General features: G+C 34.2%; 21 protein-coding genes. 15 read left to right on the top strand and 6 right to left on the bottom strand.

Going from position 1 to position 25,017, the window contains the following annotated elements; translation table 11 throughout:
- Nucleotides 1-43: 43 nt before the first annotated feature.
- A complete protein-coding gene (locus J4T76_RS11645; protein WP_267355803.1) occupies nucleotides 44-925 on the bottom strand; it encodes a LysR family transcriptional regulator in 882 nt (293 codons plus the stop codon).
- A gap of 162 nt (nucleotides 926-1,087) precedes the next feature.
- Here J4T76_RS11645 and J4T76_RS11640 point away from each other — a divergent pair, with 162 nt between their 5' ends.
- The 9 genes from J4T76_RS11640 to J4T76_RS11600 all read left to right on the top strand — a co-directional run bounded on the left by J4T76_RS11640 (nucleotide 1,088) and on the right by J4T76_RS11600 (nucleotide 13,610).
- Nucleotides 1,088-2,050 (top strand): aldo/keto reductase, encoded by a 963-nt coding sequence (locus J4T76_RS11640; RefSeq protein WP_267340913.1) that lies wholly within the window; start codon nucleotides 1,088-1,090, stop codon nucleotides 2,048-2,050.
- A gap of 326 nt (nucleotides 2,051-2,376) precedes the next feature.
- Entirely contained in the window at nucleotides 2,377-3,207 is an 831-nt protein-coding gene (locus J4T76_RS11635) for a MetQ/NlpA family ABC transporter substrate-binding protein (RefSeq protein WP_267340912.1), read from the top strand.
- A gap of 767 nt (nucleotides 3,208-3,974) precedes the next feature.
- Complete coding sequence (locus tag J4T76_RS11630) at nucleotides 3,975-4,874, top strand: endonuclease/exonuclease/phosphatase family protein (protein WP_267340911.1); 900 nt, start codon at nucleotides 3,975-3,977, stop codon at nucleotides 4,872-4,874.
- 181 nt (nucleotides 4,875-5,055) lie between these two features.
- Nucleotides 5,056-5,961, top strand: coding sequence for an endonuclease/exonuclease/phosphatase family protein (locus tag J4T76_RS11625; RefSeq protein WP_267340909.1), 906 nt, complete (start codon nucleotides 5,056-5,058; stop codon nucleotides 5,959-5,961).
- Between the two features lie 658 nt (nucleotides 5,962-6,619).
- Entirely contained in the window at nucleotides 6,620-8,521 is a 1,902-nt protein-coding gene (locus tag J4T76_RS11620; RefSeq protein WP_274460483.1) for an enterotoxin, read from the top strand.
- Nucleotides 8,522-9,362: 841 nt separating this feature from the next.
- Nucleotides 9,363-9,830, top strand: coding sequence for a nuclear transport factor 2 family protein (locus J4T76_RS11615; protein ID WP_267355805.1), 468 nt, complete (start codon nucleotides 9,363-9,365; stop codon nucleotides 9,828-9,830).
- 338 nt (nucleotides 9,831-10,168) lie between these two features.
- Complete coding sequence (locus tag J4T76_RS11610; RefSeq protein WP_267354839.1) at nucleotides 10,169-12,529, top strand: TonB-dependent hemoglobin/transferrin/lactoferrin family receptor; 2,361 nt, start codon at nucleotides 10,169-10,171, stop codon at nucleotides 12,527-12,529.
- Nucleotides 12,530-12,724: 195 nt separating this feature from the next.
- Nucleotides 12,725-12,850 (top strand): hypothetical protein, encoded by a 126-nt coding sequence (locus J4T76_RS11605; RefSeq protein WP_267340903.1) that lies wholly within the window; start codon nucleotides 12,725-12,727, stop codon nucleotides 12,848-12,850.
- Nucleotides 12,851-12,977: 127 nt separating this feature from the next.
- Nucleotides 12,978-13,610 carry a hypothetical protein gene (locus J4T76_RS11600; RefSeq protein WP_267355806.1) on the top strand — a complete coding sequence of 211 codons (633 nt, stop codon included), beginning with the start codon at nucleotides 12,978-12,980 and terminating at the stop codon, nucleotides 13,608-13,610.
- A 94-nt stretch (nucleotides 13,611-13,704) separates the two neighbouring features.
- Here J4T76_RS11600 and J4T76_RS11595 read toward each other — a convergent pair whose 3' ends face one another.
- Entirely contained in the window at nucleotides 13,705-15,030 is a 1,326-nt protein-coding gene (locus J4T76_RS11595; protein ID WP_274460482.1) for an MATE family efflux transporter, read from the bottom strand.
- A 279-nt stretch (nucleotides 15,031-15,309) separates the two neighbouring features.
- Between J4T76_RS11595 and rhlE the strand changes: the two genes are divergently transcribed.
- Both rhlE and J4T76_RS11585 read left to right on the top strand, forming a co-directional pair.
- Complete coding sequence (gene rhlE, locus J4T76_RS11590) at nucleotides 15,310-16,614, top strand: ATP-dependent RNA helicase RhlE (RefSeq protein WP_267340900.1); 1,305 nt, start codon at nucleotides 15,310-15,312, stop codon at nucleotides 16,612-16,614.
- Nucleotides 16,615-16,640: 26 nt separating this feature from the next.
- Nucleotides 16,641-16,982 (top strand): YggL family protein, encoded by a 342-nt coding sequence (locus J4T76_RS11585; RefSeq protein WP_267355810.1) that lies wholly within the window; start codon nucleotides 16,641-16,643, stop codon nucleotides 16,980-16,982.
- A gap of 64 nt (nucleotides 16,983-17,046) precedes the next feature.
- Here J4T76_RS11585 and J4T76_RS11580 read toward each other — a convergent pair whose 3' ends face one another.
- A complete protein-coding gene (locus J4T76_RS11580; protein ID WP_443135245.1) occupies nucleotides 17,047-18,615 on the bottom strand; it encodes an ABC-F family ATPase in 1,569 nt (522 codons plus the stop codon).
- 1,035 nt (nucleotides 18,616-19,650) lie between these two features.
- On the opposite strand from J4T76_RS11580, the gene J4T76_RS11575 reads away from it, so the two are divergent.
- Complete coding sequence (locus J4T76_RS11575; protein ID WP_267340895.1) at nucleotides 19,651-20,508, top strand: carboxylate/amino acid/amine transporter; 858 nt, start codon at nucleotides 19,651-19,653, stop codon at nucleotides 20,506-20,508.
- On the opposite strand, the gene J4T76_RS11570 is transcribed toward J4T76_RS11575, so the two are convergent.
- Nucleotides 20,505-21,458, bottom strand: coding sequence for an AEC family transporter (locus J4T76_RS11570; RefSeq protein ID WP_267355811.1), 954 nt, complete (start codon nucleotides 21,456-21,458; stop codon nucleotides 20,505-20,507). The two genes, J4T76_RS11575 and J4T76_RS11570, sit on opposite strands and share 4 nt — an antisense overlap.
- Nucleotides 21,459-21,468: 10 nt before the next feature.
- A complete protein-coding gene (gene yaaA, locus J4T76_RS11565; protein ID WP_267355813.1) occupies nucleotides 21,469-22,242 on the bottom strand; it encodes a peroxide stress protein YaaA in 774 nt (257 codons plus the stop codon).
- A 74-nt stretch (nucleotides 22,243-22,316) separates the two neighbouring features.
- On the opposite strand from yaaA, the gene J4T76_RS11560 reads away from it, so the two are divergent.
- The 3 genes from J4T76_RS11560 (at nucleotide 22,317) to J4T76_RS11940 (ending at nucleotide 23,773) form a co-directional block, all read left to right on the top strand.
- The gene (locus tag J4T76_RS11560; protein ID WP_267340890.1) at nucleotides 22,317-22,544 is read left to right on the top strand and encodes a YccJ family protein; all 228 of its coding nucleotides are present in this window, start codon (nucleotides 22,317-22,319) and stop codon (nucleotides 22,542-22,544) included.
- A 6-nt stretch (nucleotides 22,545-22,550) separates the two neighbouring features.
- Nucleotides 22,551-23,468: a ribonuclease Z gene (gene rnz, locus J4T76_RS11555; RefSeq protein ID WP_267340888.1), complete on the top strand. Its 918-nt coding sequence runs from the start codon at nucleotides 22,551-22,553 to the stop codon at nucleotides 23,466-23,468.
- A 206-nt stretch (nucleotides 23,469-23,674) separates the two neighbouring features.
- The gene (locus J4T76_RS11940; protein WP_443135226.1) at nucleotides 23,675-23,773 is read left to right on the top strand and encodes a hypothetical protein; all 99 of its coding nucleotides are present in this window, start codon (nucleotides 23,675-23,677) and stop codon (nucleotides 23,771-23,773) included.
- A gap of 45 nt (nucleotides 23,774-23,818) precedes the next feature.
- On the opposite strand, the gene argE is transcribed toward J4T76_RS11940, so the two are convergent.
- A complete protein-coding gene (gene argE, locus J4T76_RS11550) occupies nucleotides 23,819-24,982 on the bottom strand; it encodes an acetylornithine deacetylase (RefSeq protein ID WP_267341012.1) in 1,164 nt (387 codons plus the stop codon).
- Between the last annotated feature and the right edge of the window lie 35 nt (nucleotides 24,983-25,017).

Below are 25,017 nucleotides of genomic sequence, written 5' to 3'. Positions count from 1 at the left end.
TTTTAGTAAAAAATTGGATTTTTTTGTATTTAACGCTCATGATTTAGTCTTTCAATGCTTCTAACACAAGTTTGAATACATTTGAATGACCTTTTCGACTGGGATAATAGATATAAAAAGGTTCATAAGTGATGGCAAAATCCGTTAATAATTCAACTAAAGTTCCTTCAGCTAATTCTTTCTCAACTTCTCGCCGACCGACCCAAGTAATACCTAAACCGTCTAATGCAGCCTGTTTGCGAAGATGATTATTAAGAACTAATTGTGAAGAAGGCTGATAAATCACAGTGTTGCCATAGTCGTTAAATTCCCATGATAATTCTACACCATGATGAGAAGAGATCTTTAATCCTATCAATTTATGGCAATCTAATTCATTAATTTTTTTGGGTTTTGTTGTGTTTTTTAAATAATCTGGGCTGGCAACTAATGCCATTTTCAACGGTTCTGATATTTTTACCGCAACCATATCTTTAGCTAGATCGTTACCTATACGGCACCCCATATCAAAACCTTGTTCAACAATATCCACCCAATTATTGTCAGCTTGAATTTCAATCTTTATTTGAGGATATTGAATTAAAAAGTCGCGTAATTTGGGATATAGAATCGTTTCTACGGCAAGATTGGTTGCATTAATTCTAATGGTTCCCGAGGGTGTATCAAGAAAATTCGCTAAAGCATTGACTTCATCATTAATGGACTTGAATAATGGTGCAATTTGTTTAAATAATTGTTCACCTGCTTCGGTCAATGACATACTTCTGGTTGTACGATTAAATAATCGTAAATCAAGGCGGTTTTCTAAATTACGTATACTATGACTCAGTGCCGATGATGAGACATGCAGAGACTTTGCCGCTTTTACAAAACTATTTGTCTGGGCGATGGTGATAAAATAATTCAGTTCATTAAAGTTATACATATTGGGCAGAATTAATGAATTTTATTCATGATACTATAAATCAATACCCTGTTTATCTCAATAAAATTACTGTTTACAATCAGCTTATCAACACAATATTATTGGCTTTTATTGAAGCTAACGTTTACCTCAGTCAATTTAGTAGCAAGAAAGGAGGAAGTTATGGATTACATAAAACTTGGCACGTCTAACATTGAAGTGTCTCGGTTTTGTTTAGGGTGTATGAGTTTTGGCGATCCGGCCAGTCAAATGCATGCATGGACACTTAATCCTGATCAAAGTGAGAGCATTATTAAACATGCCCTTGATTTAGGCATCAATTTTATTGATACCGCAAATACTTACTCTGCTGGTACGAGTGAGGAATATGTAGGACGTGCAATTAAAAAAAATATTGCCCGAGACAAAGTCGTTATCGCCACAAAAGTTTATTTTAATGAAGGTCACCTTTCCAAAAAAGCGATCGAAACAGAGATCGATGGATCACTTAAACGTCTTGGTACCGATTACGTGGATTTGTATATTATCCACCGTTTTGACTACAGCACGCTGATAGATGAAACCATGGAAACATTACATAATTTGGTTAAAGTAGGAAAAGTTCGTGCATTAGGTGCGTCAGCGATGTATGGTTATCAATTTCATAATATGCAATTAGTGGCTAAGCAAAATCACTGGACGCAGTTTGTTTCTATGCAAAATCATTATAATTTATTGTACCGGGAAGATGAACGTGAACTCATTCCCGTTTGCAAACAATTTAATGTTTCATTAACGCCATATAGCCCTTTAGCCGCGGGCAGATTATCACGTTTAGAATGGCAGACTGATACATTACGCAGCAAAACCGATAAAACCGCGGTTGCTAAATATGACCGTTACCAAAAAACAGATGCCAACATTGTACAAAGAGTACATAAAATTGCTGAAAATTATGATGTCACTATGACACAAGTGGCTTTAGCATGGCAGTTTGCTAAAGGCGTCGCATCACCTATAATTGGTGCAACGAAAACTCAATATCTAGACGATGCAGTAGGAGCATTGAAGATTAATTTAACTCAAGAAGATGTCACTTATCTTGAGGAACTTTATGTGCCACATCCTATCGTAGGCGCTTTATAATTCGAATCAATTGATTCAATGCGTTACCCCTATCAGGGTCTGATATCATTTTAGGGGTAATGATTAACTGAATTAAAATAAGTAAGAAAAGTCATTGGACAAGGGTTAAAGGGTTTTGGGTACAATTATAAATTATTGATAGCTGTAGCGTTTGTTGAAATGTGACTCTATTTATCTAAACCAGTTCTAGTTCCTATATATCCAATTCGCATAAACATATCATTTTTTGGTATTAACTTATTGCTGTATTACTCATTATAATGTCAGCTATAGAAATAATAAATATCATAGTATAGATTTAATCTACGGAAATATAAGGATTAATAATGCGAATACCGTTTAATTTGGTCATTTCAATGATGATTGGTTTCTTTTTATTTGGTTGTGAGCAAAAATCAATTACTGAGCAAACCAATAATATTGACAAAAAAGAAATTGCAGTGGGTTTACCGCCGAGTATGCACAATATTTTGATGGAGCGAGTAGTGAAACCAGAGCTCGAACAGAAAGGCTACGTGGTTAAACTGGTTAATTTCAGTTCTTTAAGAGATTCAAATACGGCTTTAGTTGAGGGAAGTATTGATATGAATGCGGCTCAGCATCAAGCGTATTTAGATGTTTATAATCAAGAAACAAATAACAATTTAGTATCATTAGTGCATATTCCATCCATTTCAGCTGCACTGTTTTCACAATTGCATGATTCAATTAATGAGATTGCACAAAATCAAATCATTGCAATCCCTAATGATCCCTCCAATACAGCGAGAGCGCTATTATTATTGCAAAAGTTAAATTGGATCACACTTAAACCTGACACAAAATTTGGTACAGCAACGATTAATGATATCGCTGAAAATAAGTATGATTTGAGATTTAAATTATTATTATCCGAAATCATACCGAGAACCTTAGGTGAAGTGGATTATGCCATTATGCCTGGTGGTGTAGCATGGTTAAGTAAGATACCCGCTGAGAATGTTTTATTTCAAGAACAGTTATCCCCTAATTTGGAATTAATGGTAGTTGTAAAAAAAGACAATGTAAACGCGATATGGGCTAAAGATGTTAAAGCGCTTTATCAATCAGAGATTTTAAAAAGATTTATCAATGAAGATCCTGATGCTAAAGGTCGATTCATTTGGCCTCAGCAGTAGATTAGATCATTGAAACTTTTTTGAAGAAGTTGCGTGATGATTAATAGTAAAATAGAGACTGAATCATTTTTTATCTATTTCGTTTTTTTCAATCGTTTAAGAATGACCTGATTTTGTCAAGGTTAGAGGTGAAAAGTCCTATCATTCGCAAACAAGTAAATTAAATGGTGACTAGGATTTCCTTGCTACAATGAATTTGAAAAGACAGATGAAAAAATGATTTTTCTATACTCCTAGACAGTTTTCCGAAATCAAAAAAACAGGTATTATCAACAATTGATTTAGATAAAATTGAATCTAAAGAGCGTTGCGAAGTTATGATTTTGCAACCAAATGGTTATCATGAATTTTATTCTACAACAGATCGTCAATCCGGTAATGTTTATTCACAGTTAACTTCACGCGATACTTTCCATAAATCCTAAAATAATCAGGAGTTGTTCAATTGGAGGTGAAGACCTTAAACACAGTTTTCAATTGGCGATCAGAATTCACTCAATGGGCATAAATCAGTTTAAATTTATGCCCATGTTTATTTAACCTTATTAAATCCCAGTCCGTTAAATAATCATCCAGTAATATTTAAAAAATAGGTTTACAGTATTCCTGAATTTAAGGCTTGAAGTGAAAGTTAAATAATCCAACCAATCCGATGTATTTTGAATAAAATTATTGAACTGTATCACACAAATTATAAAAAAAGATTCCTTTATAAATCATTCAATATAATATCTATGAAAAGTATAAATAAATGAAAGGAATAACGTATGATTAACATTAAATTGAAATTCGCGGCTATTATCGGTGCTATTATTCTGAGTTCTTCGGCAGCTTTCGCATCAATTGAAGAAGCAAAAGAATTAAAAATCATTAGCTATAATGTCTATAATGGCATGAAATTGGATGAGTCAAAAGGGAAACAAAAATTCATTGATTGGGTCAAAATGCAAAATGCCGATATTATTGCTTGGCAAGAGATGAATTTTTTTACTCGTGAAAAATTGGAAAAATTTGCAGCGAGTTATGGACACAATTACGCCGTACTATTAAAAGAATCACCTAATGATCCTGCTGTCTTCCCTGTAGCGATCACTTCAAAATACCCAATTGTTAACGTCAATAAAGTTGTTGATAATCTATGGCATGGTGCTTTGTATGCGGATGTGGGTAACTATCATTTTGTCATAACGCATATGAATCCATTTTGGACTTCAAAAAGAATAGATGAAATCAATTTAATTATTGATTCAATCAAATACAGTTCCGATCCTAAAGGAAACTGGATTATTGCTGGCGATTTAAATTCGTTTTCACCGGCAGACAAAATTGAATATGACAACAGTCATTTATTGGAAGATATCAAAGAGAAACAAAAGAAACGTCCAATTTTAGATAATCTTGTTAATGGTCAATTAAGTTACACTGTGCAACAAAATCTACTTGATGCGGGTTTTATTGATGCTTTAAAATTGAAAAACAAATCATTCATTTCAACTGCGCCAACTAAAGTATTTTATGATCAGGCATCAACACCATTGCGCTATGATTATATTTATGTATCTGAGAAACTTAAAAATAATGTCATTGATGTGAACGTTTTGAAAGATGAATTTACTGATACTTATTCCGATCATTATCCAGTACAAATGACAATTTTTAATAAATAATCTTAAGTCCATTTAAATTGTCAATACGCCATGCTGCAATAGCATGGCTATTTTTAGCTACGTTAATTTTAACACTAAAAACGTTGGGTTGTGATAAAAATCTCAAAAACAAACTATCATTTAACGTAATATAACTATTGAGTAATTTTAACTCGCTGAATCTTTTATAAGGATAGTTAACGTGAAAAAAAATTTTTTGATAGTTACTTTTATGGGGTTGTTTTCATTCTGTTTTAATGTTTATGCCGATGAAGATCTGGTGAAAACACAATTTCAAAGTTCGCCTAATAAAATTTATGCAGAAGGTGAACAACCTCAAATAACCGTTGCCAATTACAATATTGCAGGTGGACTAAGAAAGCACAAAGTTGATCTGGATTTAGTCGCTAATGCCATTAAAGCCATGAATGCTGATATTGTCACACTTGAAGAAGTTGATCAAAAAACCTCTCGTAGTAATGGAGTAGATCAGGCAAAAGTTTTAGCTGAAAAAACCGGAATGCATTATGTTTATGGAAAAGCAACGGAAATGAAAGGAGGAAATTACGGTAATGCGATTTTGTCAAAATATCCTATCGAAAAAAATAAAGTTTTTTTGTTGCCATCCGGTTCTTATGAGCAAAGGTCTCTTATGCTTAGCAAAATTAATGTACCGGGCTTTGATTCACCTGTTTATATCTTCAATAGCCATTTTGATTGGCATGAAGAAGAAGAAGTGAGAATGTCACAAGCTCGATTTATTAATAGTATCGTTTTTGATGATCTTGATTTAGACAATGAATTCCCTAATCTAGCTAGTGGCATTATGATCTTGCTAGGAGATTTTAATTCTGTTGAAAGTGACAAGGTTATTAAAGAATTGGGTAAATATTGGAATCGAGTTAAAAAAGAGGGTGTTGATACTCGCACTTGGCCAGCGGGTAATCCTGGATTAGATCTGGATCACATCTTTACCAGTCGTAATCAAATATGGCATGTAGATCAATTGATCATCCCTAATGATGGTAATGAGTGGAAGGGCATCAAATGGCCATTAGTCAGTGACCATATCCCCGTGATAGCTAAGTTAAAATTATTAGAACAATGATAAATAGGTTATGTGCTCATTTTTATTTTTTTAAAGTATCGATTATTCGCCATCATTTAACAATTAAATGATGGCAATTTGATGTTTTCCAGAAAATTTTTTTGGGAGTTTACGTAACAACTGTGTTTTTTTAAAAGAAGAGTAATTTATCGCTCATCAAAAAGAGAGCCGTTTATTTTTACTCATCGGTAAATCCTAGTATTAGGGGTTACAGGCTAAAATGACAGATACTTTTTATTAGCAAAAATTATCTTCAGCTTGAAAATGATGATCAGAATATTGAGCGTATTTTAAACCAATTGGATCAATGTAATTTTTTAAAATGAGTATGCTGACTGATTCTAAAATTTTTATATTGTGAGGTTCATCACATTGCATGATAAAAGTAACGGTGTCTTTGAAAATTTAAAAGGCTTGCGTTTTGTTACTTTTTTAACTCACGGTAAATTAATTAAATTTCTTCTATCCACTATTTATTAGGTTAGGTTCACTCTTTCCTTTTGATATACACAAAAGTCTTTCTGAGAAATGTTAACAAATTACAAACTGCTATCACGATCACAATTTAAGTGTTCTAACCGAATTATACTGATTATTGAATTTGTTAAATTTTTCTTTAAGTTTTATTGTCAAACGTGAGGGAGTAATGAAAAAATATATGAAAAATTGGATAACAGTCGGGGTATTATCGGCTCTGTGTTTGCCTGTCTATTGTGCTTGGGCTAAGGACTATCAATTATCCGGAGAAAATACTATCATCAAGATTTCGGAGAGTGACGTTAAAAAAAGTATTACTTCTTTAGATTTTATTAATGTTAAAAATAGTCATCAAATCAAAGTTGATACTTTATTTGAAATTACATTAAGTTCGGGTGAAAAACTGACTGATAAAGATTTTCAATTAGAACAATTTTATCAGAAAGATAATAACATGACATTAATGTACACTGGTCATGATATTGATGTTCAAACAATATTATCTTTAAATGATAAGCATCATTTTGCGAGTTTTGAACTGCAAATCACCCCTAAAAGCAAACCGCTTTCAATGACGGCTGTTTCATTAATGCCGTTCCACTCACAGTCGCCTTTTGTTTATGGTTCTGTAGTGAGTTCACCAATAATAAGTGACACTTTTTTTATTATTCCTGAAAATCCACTTACCCATACCATTGCTTACGAGGGAGGTGTATTGCAAAAAATTCCTCAGGCAATTCCTTTACAAATAAATCATACTTTAAGTTACAAAACGTATATTGGTACTTTTGAAATGGGTCAGCTAAGACGTCATGTTAACCAATTTATTAATGCTGTACGCCAGCGGCCTTATGCACCTTATTTGCACTATAATTCTTGGCTTGATATTGGTTTTTTTAATCCTTATACCGAAAAAGAAGCATTATTACGTATCAATCAGTATGGACAAGAATTGGTAGAAAAACGACATGTCAAACTTGATGGTTATTTATTTGATGATGGATGGGATAACTTAAAAGGTAATTGGGGGTTTAGTATCAATTTTCCTAACGAGTTTAAAAAACTAAAAAGTGCTTCTGAAAAATATCATGCTGCACTTGGTATTTGGTTATCACCCTGGGGAGGGTATAACAAACCTAGAGATACTCGTGTTAAAAATGCATCTGAGTTTGGTTATGAAACCATGGATGGAAAATTGGCACTATCCGGTCCTAACTATTATGCTAATTTTCATAAACGCATTCTTGACTTAATTAATCAACAAAATATCAATATGTTCAAACTTGATGGCACCGGTAATGCTGATAAAGTTATTGCAGGAAGTCAATTTACCAGCGATTTCGATGCTGCGATTGATCTAATTCAAGATATGCGTCGAGCTAATCATAATTTATATGTCAATTTAACAACCGGTACACAAGCCACACCATCTTGGCTGTTTTATGCTGATTCAATATGGCGAGGAGGCGATGATGTGAACTATTATGGTCCAGGTACAAAAGTTCAACAATGGTTGACGTATCGTGATGCAGAAACTTATCGTTCAATTATTATGAAGGGTCCTTTATTTCCATTAAATTCATTAATGTTACATGGCATTGTCTATGCAAAACAGGCTAAACATCTACAACACGAAAGCGATACGGATTTTGCTGATCAAGTATGGAGTTATTTCGCAACCGGTACCCAATTGCAAGAAATGTATATTACTCCTGAATTACTTTCTACCACAAATTGGGATACTTTGGCTCAAGCGGCAAATTGGGCGAGGAATCATCAACATATATTATTTGATACGCATTGGATAGGACAAGATCCTACTAAACTGGCTGTTTATGGCTGGGCTAGCTGGACTAAGGATAAATCAATTGTTACCTTACGCAATCCCTCTGATAAACCGCAAGTTTACTACCTTGATTTACGAAATGATTTAGAACTGCCTGCCAATGCCGTTCAAGATTTTCAAATCACGATTGATTATGCAAGCCAATTTCATGCAGATAAACCTGCCACAATTGAAAAAAACGCAATGATCACTTTAGCACCATTTGAAACCGTTATTATGTCTTTAACACCTCAGTGAGAATAAAATATCTTACCTTAATTTTATTAAGGTAAGATGTTATTTTTTAGGCTATTAAACCACGTATTTATCGAGTTTGAAATATTCGCTAATCTATATAACTTCGTTGAATTATTAACAATGGTTAATAGGTAGTTTATCAACATCAGAATAAAGAAATATCCCTTCTAATAGTTTCATTACGCCCTGCTGAGAGGGAAAACAATGCTTTATCATATTAGGGAAAAAGTTTTAGCGAGAAAGTAAGGTAAATAAGTTAAAATTTGCCCGCTTGGTTGTCCGATTATCCAAATGATTTTTTAAAAACAGCTTTTTATCTACTTTTGTTCTAACAAGGTAAAACTTTATAATGAGTTCTATGGATAAGCGTATTGGTTGGTATTGAACAGGATCGTCCTAAATTTGATTAAGCATACACAACACCGGATGAAACTTTGGCATCCCTCTTTTTACAATCTAACCATTTTTTCCGGAGGTCTTATATAGGAAAGCAGATTTGTTGAGAAATACCACCAAATTTCACTGTAACACATTAAAACGTATAGTTTCGTTATCAAATGTTTTTTAGATTATTTAATTTGATTGGTCCACCTTCTCAGGATCGCATTACAAATCAGATAAGGATGATCAAATTGGACTGGAATGTGATTAAATCATTAGGTTATTTAACTCTATTTTCTCCTAATAATTTAAAGCGTCACATTAAATCGACCATAGCTGCACTATGGTTATTTATTGTTTTCGTCCAATTTTACTGTTACCATTTAATGAGTCTACATCATAGACTAATAGCAATTAATCACACGAATTCTTTGGTTTAAATAATTATTTAGGAGTCGATATGAGTATAGTAAAAAACGGTATTATCGCATTATCATTATTATTTATATCAAGCGCTACAATAGCCATTGACAAACCAAGTCGTGATATTGTCCAAGAAGAAAAAAACAGAACATTGGTCATTAATTTTTATAATGATTTTTTTAATAAACATCAAACTAACGGAGCGATGAATCTTCTTCCTGAAGATTATAAACAGCACAATCCTTATGTTCCAGATGGTCGAGCCCCATTTATTGCTTACTTTTCCTCATTTTTTAACGAACATCCGCAATCGAGTGCACGCATTATTCGTACAGCTGTTGATGGAGATCTTGTTTGGCTTCATGTTCATATCAAAGAAGATGAAAAAGATCCTGGCAAAGCTGAACTTGATATATTTCGCGTCAAAGACGGTAAAATTGTTGAACATTGGGATGTAATTCAAAATATTCCTTCAACTGCTGCAAATTCTAATACCATGTTTTAATTAATACCATGTGGTAGCAATATTTAAATTTAATAAAAGCACTTAATGAGTGCTTTTATTCATTTTCTTTGCCAGATTCTATTTTTGCACTAAATGAATTCTTCACTACTTAATATGTCGAAATGATATAAAAATATTCATTTTTCGCTGGATTCAAAAACTCCATCATAACTTATTTAACAAGCTCAAACAGCGATATTTTTCTTTTCATTTGTCACTAAACCGAATATACTTTCCAACTTATTGAATGATAATAATTATCATTATTAATTGCGTGGTTAATAGTTAATAATTATTTATCATCTAAATATTGATTAATTTTATGGAAGGAATTAAATATGAAATGTAAAAAGGCAGGTATAATCGTACTCTTTGTGAGCTGTTCCCTCCACGCCGAACCATTAATAGGTGAGAATCTCACGCCAGATAATGATGAAAAGCAATCAAAAGTAACCAATAAATCTCGTTCATCTAAGTTAAATAAAACGGACTCTTCGAATGATGATATTGACGATGTTATAACCGTTTTTGCTCGATCGACTACTCAAGATGAACGGAAAAAGATGAACAGTGTTATTGCTGGGCGTTCTACGCTCTCCTCAGGGTTAATTGAACAAAAACAGGCCGATAATGTAGCGGAATTACTTAATACATTACCTGGTGTTAGTTCTGCTGGTTCGGTAAGACCAGGTGGACAAACTTTGAATATTTGGGGATTTGGCAAGGTTGAAGATGTCAAAATTATTGTCGATGGTGCCCAAAAAGGCTTTCAAAAATATCAACAAGGTTCGGTGTTTGTTGAGCCGGAATTGCTGAAACAAGTTGAAGTGAATAAAGGTCCGCATGATGTAAAGTTTGGTAATGGCGGTTTTGGTGGTGTGGTTACAATGGAAACTAAAGATGCAATAGATTTGCTTGATCCTGACCAATATGTAGGTACCTTGGTAAAATACAGTTTTCATTCTAATAATCATCAAAATATGGTGACAAGTGCCGTTTATGGGCGAACGCAAGATGATAGGTTTGATGGTCTGGTTTATTATACCAATCGAAATAGCGGTAATTTCAAACGACCTGATGGCTCCAGATTTGTTTTTTCTCAGGACGATATGGATACGTATATGGGAAAGTTAAATTTTAGACCCAATGAAGAACACACGTTTACAGTTTCCGGTATTCGATCTCAACGTGATTCATGGCAACCATGGGCTGCAAAATATGTCGAAAAAATGACGCCACCCACATCCGATCAAATTAAAAAATATGGTTATAAAGCTGCATGGTTACGAAAGTTGGTGAAACGTGATCAACAAGACGAATCTGCACAATTTAAGTGGAATTATCAGCCAACTTATAATCCGCTAATCAATTTGACGTTACACGCCACGTATTCAAAAACAAAACAACATGATACCCGCCCTAAAAAATATAATCCGGTGGCTTCGTTAGGGACAATGGGTAATGAAAGTTGGGTGAGTTATACCGACAAAACTATCGATCTTGAAAATGTGAGTCTATTTAATACCGGTGCTATCGATAATGCATTAAAAATTGGATTGCAAGCACATTTACATGATCGTGATACGTTAATGTATTACAAAAATTATGCTAAAAAACCAAATTATAACTATGGATATTTTCAACCCGCTTATATGCCATCAGGTAAACAACAAAACTATGGTTTTTATATACAAGATGAGCTTTCAATTGATACTTTTGTTCTCACACCATCGCTTCGTTATGATTATGTTCGTAATCACGGTAAGCAAAATTATGCCTCAGCTTACAATGATCCAGAACCGCGTTTTGGTCATGACTATTCACCTGTAAATTATTCAGGTTGGACCCCAAGATTTGGAGCCTATTGGCAAACAACACAAAATGTCGGTTTTTTTAGTGATATGAGTTACGCTTGGCAAGCGCCGACAATAGATGAGACTTATGAGGTACAATTTACACCTAAAAATGGCGGTTCGGGTAAAATTAGTGCAACGAGTCGTAATTTAGAAAAAGAGCGTAACTTGTCAATCCGAGTGGGTAATATACTCGATTTCAGTAGTCTGTTTTCAGAAAACGATAAACTACAAATTAGGAATACTTTATTTAGACAGCAAGTTAAAAACGAAATTTTTGTTACCCGTGGCTTTAATGGTTCAATTTGTGGTCCTCATAAATTATGTCCACTTGGTCAATCCAATTATCACAATGTGCCGGGGAAATTAGTGATACAAGGTTTTGAATTAGAAGCTTTTTATGATAGTAAATATTGGTTTGCTAGTGCCACATACTCTATTCAAAAAGGGGAACGCGATTCAACTCCACAGGCACCATGGATGCATAACAAAACTTATGTGGCAACAATTGCCCCACGCACCGCTACACTAACAACCGGTATTAAAATTCCAAAATGGAATGTCAGAGCCGGGTGGAATGCCCAATTTGTACGCAAACAAGATCGCACAGGATTAGAAGATAGAAATCATGACGGATTAAATGATCTGGGCGCTTATGGATTAGGGCGATCGTCGGGGTATTCAATACACAATCTTTTTGCGAGTTGGCAACCGACTTTTCTGCCTAAAGCCGAAATTAAGTTAACCGTTGATAATCTATTTAATAAAGATTATCGACTTTATTTAGGCGAAAACACCTATGGACTCGCCCGAAATTTTAAAGCAAGTGTTTCATACCGGTTCTAAACTTTATTTCAATTTGGATACTGCCAGTTTACTGGCAGTGTTTAGAGAATAAAAAATTGAATATTTCTTTTCTCAAATATTGATCAATTTTTATTGGTTACCATATGTGTTTATAAATTAATATGTTATTATTTTTTTTAGGTAATTTAATGCTCTAAAATGAAAATTAGTTTTAGTAATAAATGGTGTTTCTATATGAAAATGATTGATGAAGAATTTGTAAGAAAAATAGATGATAAATTGATCGGCGATGGTGTGATTTTGCATGCAAGAATTTTGCGTGTAGCAGTAGAATGGATGAAGGAAAATAAAATAAAATAAAATAAAAGCTAGCCCTTTAGATGATAATATAATTACCTCAATTGAATTGATCTATAAATCGTTATATCCTTCAGGTAACTTTTCATTCCCTCCTTTAATCTCAGCAGGCGTTGCGGTTAGAGATAGAATGTATCTTGTCAATATAAACTTAGTTTATGGCATCTATGCAATTGACCCTTTAAAATCAATCGATATATCCGAAAAAGAACTTAACTATGTGTATCATCATCATCTAAAACAATTTAACAAAGCATTTTTTGGTGCATGTGATCTTTGGGATTTTGCTTATAGTATTCAAGAAATTCTTATGATAGGAACTAATAAAGAAGCAGAAGCATGTTTTCAAAATGCTCACGAACAACTTTCTGCAACAAGTCGTATTTTGATTCATAATCCTAATAATACATCTTCTATTCAAAGTGCTTATCTCGCTGCAGAACTTAGCCTTAAAGGCGCACTTTTCTATTTTAATCAGAAAAAAGAAGATTTTAAAAAAAAGATAAGAAATAGTGGTCACAATTTAGTTGATGCTGCAAATTATTTAATAAGTATAAATCCTACCAAGTATGATGAACTCTTAATTGAAACTTGTGAAAAATTTCCAAATTATGTTCAAAGTCGTTATTCTTCAAATGATTTGAGCTGTATTGAATTAATGAATTTAGCAATGAGATCAATATTTGTAGCAGCAGAATCCGTCAGGCGAATTACTGACCGATATATTGTAGGAGATGAATATTTATTACGACCTAAATTATAATGTGATATCTAAAAGAATTATTGAATAAGATGTGTTAATCAATATTGAAAAACAGTAAATAGAATGAAATCCATTTACTGCTGGTTTAGTTAAATCAACGCATAAGATATTGTTTCGATCGATTAATCCAAATCACTAAAAAGAGTGTGCGTCCTAAACTAAATAAAATATAGGAAAACCACAAACCGTTATTGCCCCATATTGGTACAAAAATAGATTGAGCGATTAACCAAAGTAAAAGGGCAAGGATCATAGAATCACGAATAGAAGATGTATAACTGATGCCTGAAAACACCCCGTAATAGATCAATCCACCAGCAACCACAACCGGAAAAATAACTAACCAATAATGGTATTGTAGACAAAGATTAATGATGTCATTTTGATTGGTTAATAATCGGATTATCGCGGTATCAAAAGCAAACCAGATGGCAATTAATATCACCGGACAAATCACACACGCTTGCAGTGACCAACGCAAGGTTTGTTGGTATAACGCCCTATTTTGCGTGCCTTTAGCTTTACCACTAAAGACACTTGACGCATTAGCAAAGCCATCAAATAAATACGCCATTAAGTAATGGATTTGAAACAGTACCGCATTAGCCGCCAATACTTCAGTACTAAAACTTGAACCAATCGAAATAAAATGATTGGTCACAACTAGCAGGCAAATGGTTCGAATCATTAAATTGGTATTAACGAATATCACCCCTTTTATTGACTGCCAAGAAAGGATCGATTTCAAATCCGTTTTTTGTTGTGATTGGGGTAAATAGCGACCAATAAACCCGCTCCCTAACAACGTACAAATCACTTGCGCACTGAGTGTTGCAAATGCCACGCCTTGAATATTCCAATGAAAGCCCCAAACAAAAATTACCGCCATAATAATATTGAGTAAATTAATCAATACTTGCAAAAACAGTACGGCTTTTATTTTTGACATCCCCATTAACCAACCAATCAGCACATAATTAATCAGTACAAACGGGGCGCCCCAAATTAATATCGAAAAATAGATATCTGCATAATGCCTAACTTCTTCATTCGGCTTGATGATTTGCATTGAAGCACCAAAAATAAATTGCCGAAAAACAATAAATAAAATGCCTAACACAATCGCAATAAACAGGGGGCGAATTAACGAAGAACGCAGTAATAGGGGATCATCTAATGCTTGTGCCGCAAATCCGGTGGTACTCACACGTAAAAAACCAAATAACCAATAAATGGTATTAAAGATCACCGCGCCAACGGCAATGCCTGCAATAAAAGCAGGATTGGGTAGATGACCGACCAACGCAGTATCAACCACGCCTAGTAAAGGGGTAGTGATGGTTGAAATGATAAATGGTATAACTAAAGCTAAGTAGTCTTTAAAACGGTACGGTTTATTTATATGGTTTTGAGTTTTCATTATTAAAAACCTGAGATGGATTCTAAAAGATGTTTAAGAAATACTATTTAACGCAATTCAGATTTGGTATTGTATCAATTTGTTCAAATATTTGTCCTAAATAAAAGAATTAACTTGGTTACGTTCAAAAAATGTGGTAAATCAATGTAGATAAAAAGGATTACTGTATCTCATTATTTTCAAACTTATACTCATCATTAAATAATCAGACAATTATTATTAAATTGCTCTATAATAGGGATGTTTATTTTATCTTTTGTTTATTTTAGGAATCAATACATGTCATTTGACTCTCTTGGTTTAGATGCCAAGATTTTAGAAGCAATTCATGAGCAAAACTACACCAAACCGACACCCATTCAACAACAAGCCATCCCAATTATTTTATCAGGCAAAGATTTAATGGCCAGTGCCCAAACAGGGACAGGTAAGACAGCTGGCTTTGGCTTACCAATTTTGCAGAAATTAGTTGAACAACAAGCGAAGACAAGCAATAGATCTGAACCTAAAAAAGGAAAACGTCCATTATATGCATTGATCTTAGCGCCAACCCGCGAATTAGCAGCTCAAATAGGAGAAAATATTCGTGATTATAGCCGATATTTACCAATACGTTCTTTAGTGGTATTTGGTGGGGTAAGCATTAATCCTCAAATGATGAAATTGCGCGGTGGCGTGGACATTTTAATTGCTACTCCTGGTCGTTTACTCGATTTGGTTCATCAAAACGCAGTGGATCTATCATCGGTTAAAATGTTAGTATTAGACGAAGCGGATCGCATGTTAGACATGGGCTTTATTCATGATATTCGCCGCGTGATTGCTAAATTGCCTAAGAAACGTCAAAATTTAATGTTTTCGGCGACTTTTTCCGATGAAATAAAAGCGTTAGCGCAAACCATTTTAAATGCACCTGAATCTGTTGCTGTTGCGAAAACCAATAGTGCGTCAGAGCAAATTACTCAATATGTGCATCGGGTTGATAAGCGTCGTAAACGTGAATTGCTATCTTATATAATTGGTCGAGATCAATGGCAACAAGTTCTTATTTTTACTCGGACCAAATACGGTGCCAATCATTTGGCCGATCAATTAACCAAAGATGGCATTAAAGCAGCTGCGATTCATGGTAACAAAAGCCAAGGAGCTCGAACTAAAGCCTTAGCGGATTTTAAAAATGGTCAAATTAGAGCTTTGGTGGCAACCGATATTGCGGCCAGAGGTTTAGATATTGAGCTATTACCTTACGTTGTCAATTATGAACTACCGCAAGTGGCAGAAGATTATGTGCATCGTATTGGTAGAACCGGACGAGCCCAAAATCAGGGACAGGCGATATCATTCGTTTGTGTTGATGAGCTTGCTCAATTAAAATCAATTGAAAAATTGATAAAAAAAACGATTCCAGAAATTTTTACTCAAGGATTTGAAGTCGATCCTCGAATTAAAGCGGAGCCAGTAAATAAAGCGACAGCCAAGCGTGCTCCAAAAAAAAGAAGACGTGTTGATAAGACTCGAACTTCTAAAAATAACCAGAATAGTATGAAGCAATCTAACCATCATACATATTCTAAAACTCACTAAATTATTCAAAGTAGAAGGATATTATTATGGCTAAGGTTAATCGCAGTCGTCGTTTAAGAAAAAAATTACATATTGAAGAGTTTAAAGAATTAGGTTTTACCGTAAGTTGGTCTTTTGACGAAGGTACCAGTGAAGAAACCATCGATAATGTTGTTGATCAATTTATCGTTGAAGCAATACAAGCAAATGGTTTGGCTTATGAAGGAAGTGGGTATTTAAGTTGGAAAGGTATCATTTGTACGCAAAAATTGGGTAATTGTACCGAAGAGAATCGTGATGTTGTCACTAAATGGCTTGAAGGTCATGGTCTAAAAAACGTTAAAACCAGCGAATTAATTGATATTTGGTGGGATGAATTAGATATCTAACCTCTAAACGGTTGATAAGAAAATAGCCACATCAGTGGCTATTTTTATGGGGCGAAACCTGAGTTTAATTAATCCCTTGACTTCGCAAGTAATCTTCATAATTACCGGTATAATCATTTACTTTTTCAGGGGTAATTTCGACAATTCGTGTCGCAAGTGAGCTAACAAATTCACGATCGTGCGACACAAAAAATAGCGTTCCTTGATAAAGCTCTAATGCCATATTTAACGATTCTATGGACTCCATATCCAAATGGTTGGTTGGTTCATCCATCACGATAATGTTTGGACGTTGCATCATTAATTTACCAAATAGCATACGTCCTTTTTCACCACCAGATAGGACTTTAACTTGTTTTTTAATGTCATCTTGTGAAAATAATAAACGACCTAAAATGCTGCGCACTGCTTGTTCATCATCGTTTGGTTGTTTCCATTGACTCATCCAATCAAATACAGTTAGATCTTCTTCAAATTCATACTCATGATCTTGTGCATAATACCCGATATTGGCATTTTCTGACCATTTGATATCCCCTTGTTCTTGGACTAATTCGCCCATTAAGGTTTTCAATAATGTCGTTTTACCAATACCATTGGTACCTAAAATAGCCACTTTTTCACCAACTTCGACCATTAAATTGAGGTTTTTAAATAGAGGTCCGTTATCAAATCCTTTGGTGAGATTTTCAACGACCAGAGCATTACGAAACAGTTTTTTATCCTGTTCAAAACGAATAAACGGATTTTGTCGGCTCGATGCTTTCACTTCTTCTAATTTGATTTTCTCAATCTGTCTTGCCCGGGAAGTCGCTTGTTTTGATTTGGATGCATTTGCACTGAAACGGCTAACAAATGATTGAAGTTCACTAATTTGGGCCTTTTTCTTCGCATTATCAGCTAATAAACGCTCTCTGGCTTGTGTTGACGCGGTCATATAGTCATCATAATTACCCGGATAGATACGCAACTCTCCGTAATCCAGATCCGCCATATGAGTACAAACCATATTCAAAAAGTGCCTGTCATGCGAAATGATGATCATGGTGCTTTCACGTTCATTTAAAGTATCTTCTAACCAACGTATGGTATCAATATCTAAATTATTGGTTGGTTCATCTAATAATAAAATATCGGGATTAGAAAATAGCGCTTGGGCTAAAAGTACCCGTAATTTCCAACCGGGAGCGATTTCGCTCATTAATCCATAATGTTGTTCTATTGGAATACCAACACCAAGCAATAATTCACCCGCACGAGCTTCGGCACTGTAACCATCCATTTCGGCGTATTGGGTTTCTAGATCGGCAACTTTAAAACCATCCTCCTCGCTCATTTCCGAAAGCGCATAAATCCGATCTCGTTCTTGTTTGATTTGCCATAATTCTGTGTGTCCCATAATCACAGTATCAAGAACAGTATATTCTTCAAAAGCAAATTGGTCTTGGCGTAATTTACCTAATCTTTCATGTGGATCTAATGCAATATTTCCCGATGAAGGCACTAAGTCGCCTCCGAGAATTTTCATAAAAGTTGATTTACCACTACCATTGGCGCCAATGAGTCCATAACGATTGCCATTACCAAATTTAACAGAAATGTTTTCAAATAAAGGCTTACTGCCAAATTGCATTGTGATGTTATTTGTACTTAACACTAAAATTTTCTCTCGCTTTAAATACATTTTGCTCGAAAGATAACTATCAATCTAAGCAAAACCGTTGAAATGTGATTTGGCGCATATTATGCCATAAAATGGCTTTCTTTAGGATCTTTGATTTATTAATCAGTACGGGTTATTTGTGGTGCTATGATGTCTGAAGATTGCATATATATAGAGTACAAAGTATTTATTTATGTGAAATGATCACTTTTTTAACGTTCTGTTTCAATATCACACAGTTAGTCACAATATCTGAAATCTTTTTCAGTCTTTACAGTGTTTTTTACTATTAGCAACATTAAGTTTAATGGAGTAACACATTTTAAAGATTTAACCGTTTAATGAGTCGCACTGCGATCAAATTCCGAATAAGCGGATTCGATGTTGATTATTGAGTATGTAGTGGCAATCCAATTGAATGTGATTGGAACAAGGATAGAATGAAAATTAAGTGTTTTTATATGTCTTATTTTGATAACACTTGAGCTCAGGTATTTTTATTCAAAATTAAGCCAGTAGCAGGTATGAAGTTTTTTGAAAATAAGTCCAAGCACGGAGCGATGAATTACTTTCTTTGATCTTAGATGACAAAAAACAGGGAACCAATTCTCATTGACCATGAAAGAACCGGCATTTTTTTGTTTGATGAAGGTCAAAAATAGATATTGAATATAAGAGACAAAGGTAATGAGCAATGAATCATTTTTAAAGCTGAAACACCAATTGATTGATGTGCTCTCGATCAATTCAGTGTATTACATTTTAATTAATAGAAAAAAATAATACATGTTTGCTTAAATTGGGTTGAGATTATTTGGGTGATCCGAAGGGTAACTTTAATCATGGAGACGATAAAGACTTTTATATTGAAAAAACATTTAATCCATGGATAGAGTAATGACTTAATTTATGCAATTGTAATCAATTCAGATTGCAAAAGGTTTACAACTGATAATTGAATTGTTACGATGCGTGCCTATTTATTACTACTTAACTCATTAAATTATGTTTTATCTTATCTTTGTGACCTTAGTTTGGTCATTCTCGTTTAGTTTCATTGCTGTGTATTTAAGTGGTCAGGTTGATACTTGGTTTGCAGTAGTGATGCGTGTTTTACTTGCGTTCGTTACTTTTGTGCCTTTTTTACGCTTCAAAAACATTAAATTACCAGCGATGTTACTTTTGATGGGCGTTGGTGCTTGTCAATTAGGTATCATGTATTTTTTTTATTATAATTCCTTTCAATATATTTCAGTCCCGGAAGTGTTACTCTTTACTATTTTCACGCCAATTTATGTCACGGTTATTTATGATTTATTGCAACACCATCCGTTAAGGATCAGTTATCTTTTTACCGCTATGCTTGCCGTAATTGGCGCGGCTATAATTCGTTATGACCATATCAGCACAAACTTCATCATTGGATTTTTATTGATTCAGGGTGCTAATATTGTTTTTGCTTTAGGGCAGGTTGGTTATAAAAGAATTATGGAAGTTTACCCATTACCACAACATCAAGCTTTTGCATGGGTCTATTTAGGTGCAGTCATTGTTGCCACAATAGGTTGGTTATTATTTGGTGATGCATCGAAATTACCCACGACTAATGTACAATGGGGAATTATTATTTGGCTTGGGGTGATTGCTTCAGGATTGTGTTATTTTTTATGGAATTACGGTGCAACCCAAGTCGATTCTGGAACATTAGCCATTATGAATAATGTCATTATTCCAACTGGCATTTTAGTTAATGTAGTGATTTGGCATCAGTCACTCGATTGGGGGCGCTTTATATTCGGTAGTGTAGTGATTATTTTAGCATTAATACTACACTACCAAATTAAAACTCGCTCTCATCACTAAGGTAAATGGGTCATAATTGATAATATCAATGGTGTTGTCACAGATGATAATGCCGTTGATATAAGCAAACTTGAAGCAATAGGACCCTGTAATACCTCAAATTGTCTGGCCATCATGTAACAATTGATGGCAATGGATACTGAACTTAATAGAACTACAACTTGCAATTCTAACGTTGGTAATCCTAAAAGTTTGCCAACAATATAGGTCACAATCGGTAGAATGACTAATTTTAATATACAGATTGAACCGGTTATCAATAGTTGATCTCGAATTTTATATTCCGCAAGTCCCATTCCTAATACAATAAGTGATAGTGGCGCAGTCATATCACTGACCATTTTTGTCGATTGATTGATAAAATTTGGAATTGGTAAACGCAGGTAATTGACGATAATTCCCGTAAAAATTCCAATAATAATCGGATTTCTTGATACATTTTTTAGTGCTTTGATAAAACTGCGGCCCGAAAGTTTACCCATTTGTACAAATTCAATTGATACCGTAGCCAATGTCCACAAAATTAAGGCATTAAATATAACAATCATGGCGACAATGGGAATTGCGTGATCGCCGAGCAACATTTTTATAATCGGAATACCAACAAATACTGTATTGGTATAAATGCCTCCCATTGCAAATAACGTGCTCTGAGAACCATTTAATTGGAACACGTTCGATGCTATAAGGCAACCAATAGCAAATACAATAAACGATCCACCAAAAAATACCAGTAACAGTTTGATATCAATTTCCGACTGTTCAGAAAAGTGACTCATAATCTGAAATAACATTATTGGAAATGCAATATAAAAAGTAAATTTAGTTAAACTGTCAGTTACAGTTTTTTGCCATCGACCTAATTTTACAGCTAAAAATCCGAGCAATATTAAAATAAATAAGGGCAGAGTAGATAAAAATTGTGCCCACAACGTTATCAAAAAATTCATAAAGATTAGTTTATTGATGATTACGAATAAAGTACCAATTTAATTCAGTTGACCGTTTCGAGTCAAATTGATAACCCGAAAGATTAAAATCTTTAATATCATCACTGTTATCTATGCCATTTTTAATAATATAACGGCTCATAAGCCCTCGAGCTTTTTTGGCATAAAAACTAATTACTTTGTATTCGCCTTTGCTTTGATCTAAAAAAATTGGTTGTATAATTGTTGCTTTCAACTGTTTAGATTTAATTGCTTTAAAATATTCATTCGACGCTAAATTAATTAAGGTGGGATTAGTGGATGTACTGAGTTCCTTATTTAGATAATCGGTTAGTTGATCACCCCAGAATTGATAAAGGTTACGGTTATTGCCATTTTTCAAACCAATGCCCATTTCTAAACGATAAGGTTGTATTAGGTCAAGAGGTCTTAATACACCATAAAGTCCAGACAGTATCCGTAAATGTGATTGAGCAAATTGTAGATCGTCATCATTAAAATCTTCTACATTAAGCCCTTCATATACATCGCCTTTAAAAGCTAATATAGCTTGTCTAGCATTATTTAAATTAAAATCAATCTGCCAATTTTGAAAACGTTCATGGTTGATCTCAGCTAATTTAGGACTAATAGACATCAATTTAGCTAAATCATCAATCGTTAATTTTTTACAGTCTGTAATAAGTTCCTTCGATTTCGAAATAAATTGTGGCAAAGTATGTTTTTGCGTCATTAATGGGCTTTGATAATCAAGCGTTTTGGAAGGAGAAATAATTGTCAGCATAAACGATGGACCTATTGTAATTTGCATAATTTGGGGTTATTTTACACCTAATCAACCAAAAGAGGAGTAATAAAATGAATTCAACCAAAAAAGAAATACATGACATTCGATCTTGGGCAAATATTCGTGAAACTTCCATTGAGATAGCTGAAGCTATTTTTGAATTAGCTAAAAATGATGAAACACTTGCTGAGCAAATTTGGGAAGAAGGTAGCGATGAAGTCTTAAAACTCGCTTTTTCCAAAACTAAAGCAGACAAACTCTTTTGGGGTGAACAAACCATTGAGCGCAAAAACGTTTAATCTTTTATGAAATTAACTTTTTTAGGAACGAGTGCTGGGGTGCCAACAGCTGAACGCAATGTTAGCAGTATTATGCTCGATCTCCGGCAGGAAAGAGGGCGTTTATGGCTTTTTGATTGCGGCGAAGCAACTCAAATGCAAATGCAAAAGACTAAATTTAGTCTGGCTAAATTAGAGATGATCTTTTTAACACATTTACATGGTGATCATCTCTTTGGTTTACCTGGCGTGTTAACAACGCGTTCTTTGATGCAAAACCAATCGCCATTGACCTTAGTTGGTCCAAAAGGCATTCAACAATTTATTCAAACTGTTATTGATATTAGTTACTCTTGGCTGACCTATCCTTTAAATATTATTGAACTTGAGCAAGATGGTTTGGTTTTTGAGGATAATAAGTTTCGCGTTGAAGCCAAATTATTGGCGCATCGTGTCCCGTGTTTTGGGTATCGAATTATTGAAAAAGATTTGCCAGCGTCATTGGACATTGATAAGTTAAAAAAGGATAACATTCACATCGGTTCTTTTTATGGCGATTTAAAAGAAGGTCGAACCGTTACGTTAGAAGATGGTAGGATCATTCATGGTAAGGACTATCAAGGTCGTATTAAAAAAGGTAAAAAATTAGCCATTTTAGGCGATACCATTCCTTGTCAGGCCTCAATTGACTTAGCCAAAGATGTGGATTTATTAGTTCATGAAGCAACCCAAGAACAAGCCCTTGAAGAAAAGGCGCTTGAGCGAGGACATTCCACAACTGTACACGCCGCAACTATTGCCAAACAAGCTCATGTTAGGCGTCTTATTATTACGCATATTAGTCCTCGCTATACCTTGAATGACAAAACAAAATTAGTCAATGAGGCTAGGAATATTTTTGCACCTACTGAAATCGCAACTGACTTTGCTACTTTTCAAGTATAGTAAAGTGAACCGATCTTATTTTGTAGGAGTTAGCTTCCTTCGTAAAAATCATTAATCTTAAAAATCCTCGATTTTTGTAAAAAATATTGAGGAGTCTATACCGTCTTATTTTTCTTTAAAGAATAAAATGAATAAATCTTATTGGGAGGTTTTGGATGAAGTGGTATATAAGGGGCATGAAATAATATCCACAAATTCCCCCTAAAGTGGAATATGGGTTATTAGACCGAGATAAGTCTTTGGTACCGATTTTAGATAGGCTTTGCCAATGGGGAAATAACCATAAAGATGACAAATTATCCTAATTTAAAGTAACTTCATTCGCCGACGATGTCGGCGTTTTTATATGATTAAAGACAAAAATCTTTGATCAAATTTTCTATCGTTAATTTTGTTGGTTTTATAAAGTCCATTGAAATAAACTCGTCTGGTTGATGAGCTTGTTCAATAGAGCCAGGTCCTAAAACTATGGTTGGCGCAATTTGATTTAGATAAGGCGCTTCAGTACTGTAATTGACAGTTTGTGCTTGATGACCCACTAAATTTTCAATGTGTTGCAATGCGGGATGGTCTTTTTTACATTCGTATCCCGGAATGGGGGATACTTCGTATTGTACTGAAATACGATTAGGGTATTTATCCATAACAGGTTTTAAAGCTTGGCATAGTGCATTATAAAGTGAATCAACATCATTATCCGGTAATACTCTTATATCAATAATTAATTCACAACAACCACATATACGGTTTGCTGCATCACCGCCATGAATTACACCTAAGTTAAGGGTGGGATAGGGTACACTAAAACCTTCATTATGGTATTGTTCTTTAAATTTTTGTTTAAGGATTAATAAACGTTCAATGACCAAATGCATAATTTCGATAGCGTTAATGCCTTTGTCTGGATCACTTGAGTGTCCAGACTTACCAATCACTTTGATTGAATTGGATAAAAAACCTTTGTGTGCTCGAATGGGAATTAACGATGTAGGTTCTCCAATGATTGTGCAATCGGGTTGTAATTGCGTTTGTCTGGCAAAAAATGAGGCGCCAGCCATTGAGGTTTCTTCATCTGCGGTGGCTAGTACATAAATTGGTTTGGTGAGTTTTTTTAGATCAATATCTCGCAGAGCATCAAGAATAAAAGCAAAAAATCCTTTCATATCGGCGGTACCCAGTCCATATAACTTATTATTTTCTTCAGTTAATTTGAAAGGATCTTTTGTCCATTGACCCTCATCGAAAGGGACTGTGTCACTATGCCCACTGAGCAATAATCCACCTTGAGTCCTATTTTCATCATTGGAATATGTTGCTAACAAATTGTATTTATTGCGAGTATTTGGAACGGGTTGTATATCGATACTAAAGCCTAAATCTGAAAACCACGACGCTAATTTGTCGATGAGCAGCTTATTAGAATAATCTAATTTTTCATTAGTAACATTGCTAATTGTTGGGGTAGATATAAGTTCATTATATATCGTTAAAAAAGATGGAAGAGTCATAAAAATCACCTTTAAAAAATAGTCAATATGTCCTTTTACAT

This window comes from Gilliamella sp. B3022 (genome assembly GCF_028751545.1).
Taxonomy (GTDB): Bacteria; Pseudomonadota; Gammaproteobacteria; order Enterobacterales; family Orbaceae; genus Gilliamella.
This window is presented reverse-complemented; position numbering and strand designations above follow the sequence as displayed.